Here is a 2857-nt window from a genome sequence, read left to right on the forward strand (position 1 = left end):
CAGAAACGCACCGTCGAGGAAACTTGGCGTCACATCGGCCACCTCGTCGAAACCATCGAGGCAGCCGAATGCAAGAACTACTTCGAAAACGCCGGATACGCTTCCGTCAAAACATGAAACGCTCTAGTGCGCGAAAGCGTTCGCAAGCCTGCTGCCGTTGTCGCTGAACAGCCAGGTGATCGAGTTGAAGACCTGGCCGATACCGCCGATGATCGTCAGCGACAGTACGCAGACAATCAGGCCGTATTCGACGGCCGTGGCGCCGTTTTCGTCCTTCAGAAAGCGCAGCAGCACTGTTTTCATCACCTCATTTCCCCCTTGCCACGATCTTACGGCCGATCTGTTAAGAAAGGTTAACGGCAAAGGCTTAACAGGGGATGAAATCGCCGCCTTTCAGCAATGCCTTAACCTTGTCAGCAGTCGCCGCTGCTTTTGCCATCGGAGCGGATAATGCAGACCGCGCCGGGGTCGGCCTGCAGCACGCTGCGGCGCACTGTATAGGTGCTGCGGTGGCTGATCGAACCGGTAGCCGTGATGTCGAGGCCGGGGAAACCATCGCGGGCCGTTTGCGAACGCGTCTGGCTGTCGAGGAAAGGGGTCGCGATCAGCGCCAGCGCCACCGCAGCCGACCCGAACAGCAGCGCGATCCGCAGGACGCCCATGCCGGCATCGGCGGCACGAAAACCGCGCTCGGGCCGGATCGAATCCCACTCCCTGTCCAGGCTCATTCCTCGCTCCCCAGCGAAATTGTGGCGGCCACGCGAAAAACGGCCATGCATCAATTTTTCATGATGAGATAAATCTTCCATTAACGCTGGCTGGTGGACCGTGGTCCAATCAGCCTTCGATCGTCAGAGGAGATCGATCAGGAACGGGATCAACGGCGCATCGGCCGGCGGCATCGGATAGTCGCGCATCTGTTTCGGCCGCACCCATTTTAGCGCCTGCCCTTCCCTCGGCTGGGCGATGCCGCGGAAGCGGCGGCAGACAAACAGCGGCATCAAGAGATGGAAATCGTCATAGGAATGGCTGGCAAAGGTCAACGGCGCCAGGCAGGGGATTTCGGTTTCGATGCCGATCTCTTCATGCAGTTCACGGATGAGGCATTGTTCCGGCGTCTCGCCGGGCTCGACCTTGCCGCCGGGAAACTCCCACAGGCCGGCAAGCTGCTTGCCTTCAGGCCGCTGCGCCAGCAGCACGCGGCCATCGGCGTCGACCAGCGCGCAAGCGGCGACCAGGAGCAGGCGCTTGCCGCTGGATGTCAGATCATTCATGGCCGGGCGGCCGGCGGTAGTGGTAGCGGTAGACTTCCTCGAAGCCGAGCGCGCGGTAGAGCGCCAGCGCCGGCGCGTTGCCGGCCTCGACCTGCAGCCAGGCCTCCCGCGCGCCGCGCAGCCGCGCCCATTTCAACGCCGACAGGATCAGGTTGCGGCCGTGCCCCTTGTTGCGCGCCGCCTTGTCGGTGGCGACCTCGAACAGGCCCGCAAGATCGCCGTCATGCACGCAGATCAGCGTCGCCAGCGGCTCCGCCCCATCCTCGAGCGCGAACAGCCCGGCTTCAGGCTGGATAGCGCCGATGATCTCCGACAGGCCCGGCCGCAGCGATATGTCCGAGCCGCTGACCTTGAGCAATGCGCCGATGAAGCGGCTGATGTCCTTGAGCGGAATCTGGTCCATGGCGTCGTCGAGCCGCGCGTCGGCCAACGGCAGCCGCATGACCAGCGATTCGTCGAACCGGCTCCAGCCTTCCTTGTCGAGATGGCTGGCAAGATCGGGGCCCGACAGTGGCGACATGCGGAACGTCAATGGCCGGCCATAGGCGTCGAAGCGGCGGCTGGCGCGGCCGATGCGGTCGGCGATGTGCTGGATGTCGCCGGGATCGAGCGGATTGACCGAGTTCAGCCGCTTGGCCGGATGTCCCGCGGTCAGGCGCACCACCCACGTGCCGTCATAGTGGACCGCAGCCGCGGGCCAGGCGCGAAAGCCGGCCGCCTCGTAGCGGCGCACGGTCGCGAGCATGCTTGCCGGATGACGCGATACCAACGCGATCAGCTCCGGTAGTCGCCGTTGATGGCGACATATTCCTTGGTGAGATCGCAGGTCCACACCGTCGCCTTGCCGCGGCCGATGCCGATATCGGCGCGGATGCGGATGTCATCGCGCTTCATGTAGGCCGAGGTTGCTTCCTCCGAGTAGGCCGGGTCGCGCTCGCCCTCATGCGCCAGCCGGTTGTCGCCGAACCAGATCGACAGCCGGTCGCGGTCGGCGGGCTCGCCGGCCTTGCCGACGGCCATGACGACGCGGCCCCAATTGGCATCCTCGCCGGCGACCGCCGTCTTGACCAGCGGCGAATTGGCGATCGACAGCGCGATGCGCTTGGCCGAGCGGGCCGATTTCGCGCCGGTGACGGTGACCTCGACCTGCTTGCGCGCGCCCTCGCCGTCACGCACCACTTGCAGCGCCAGCGACTTCAGCACCTTGCCGAGCGCCCGGCGGAACTGACCAAGGCGGGCATCCCTGGGATCGGTGATTTCAGGCGCGCCGCGCTTTGCCGCCTTGCCGGTGGCGAACAACAACAGCGTGTCGCTGGTCGAGGTGTCGCTGTCGACGGTCACCGCGTTGAATGTCTTGGCAGTGCCGCGCGACAAAAGGTCCTGCAGGACCGGTGCCGCGATCGGCGCGTCGGTGGCGATGAAGGAGAGCATCGTCGCCATGTCTGGCGCGATCATGCCGGCACCCTTGGAAATGCCGTTGATGGTGACATCGGCGTCGCCGAGCTTCACCGTCTGCGTCGCCACTTTCGGATAGGTGTCCGTGGTCATGATGGCCTTTGCAGCCTCGGTCCACAGGTTCGGCT

5 protein-coding genes and 1 pseudogene are annotated in these 2857 nt (G+C 64.6%); 1 reads left to right on the forward strand and 5 read right to left on the reverse strand.

Annotation, left to right across the window (positions count from 1 at the left end; translation table 11 throughout):
- Positions 1-117 (forward strand): annotated as a pseudogene (locus EOA36_RS32570) (IS630 family transposase); the annotation flags it as partial.
- 6 nt (positions 118-123) lie between these two features.
- Here EOA36_RS32570 and EOA36_RS32575 read toward each other — a convergent pair.
- From EOA36_RS32575 to argJ, 5 genes are all read right to left on the reverse strand, one after another.
- Positions 124-303: a Flp family type IVb pilin gene (locus EOA36_RS32575; RefSeq protein WP_127280913.1), complete on the reverse strand. Its 180-nt coding sequence runs from the start codon at positions 301-303 to the stop codon at positions 124-126.
- A gap of 110 nt (positions 304-413) precedes the next feature.
- Positions 414-728, reverse strand: coding sequence for a hypothetical protein (locus EOA36_RS32580; protein WP_127280914.1), 315 nt, complete (start codon positions 726-728; stop codon positions 414-416).
- Between the two features lie 123 nt (positions 729-851).
- Positions 852-1274 carry a (deoxy)nucleoside triphosphate pyrophosphohydrolase gene (locus tag EOA36_RS32585; protein ID WP_127280915.1) on the reverse strand — a complete coding sequence of 141 codons (423 nt, stop codon included), beginning with the start codon at positions 1272-1274 and terminating at the stop codon, positions 852-854.
- On the reverse strand, positions 1267-2019 hold the full coding sequence (locus EOA36_RS32590; protein WP_127280916.1) for a GNAT family N-acetyltransferase: 753 nt from the start codon (positions 2017-2019) through the stop codon (positions 1267-1269). The genes EOA36_RS32585 and EOA36_RS32590 overlap by 8 nt, the downstream gene beginning before the upstream one ends.
- Positions 2020-2048: 29 nt before the next feature.
- Positions 2049-2857, reverse strand: an 809-nt coding sequence (gene argJ, locus EOA36_RS32595) for a bifunctional glutamate N-acetyltransferase/amino-acid acetyltransferase ArgJ (protein WP_127280917.1), incomplete at its 5' end; no start/stop codon positions are given.

The organism is Mesorhizobium sp. M8A.F.Ca.ET.021.01.1.1, from assembly GCF_003998025.1.
GTDB lineage: Bacteria > Pseudomonadota > Alphaproteobacteria > Rhizobiales > Rhizobiaceae > Mesorhizobium.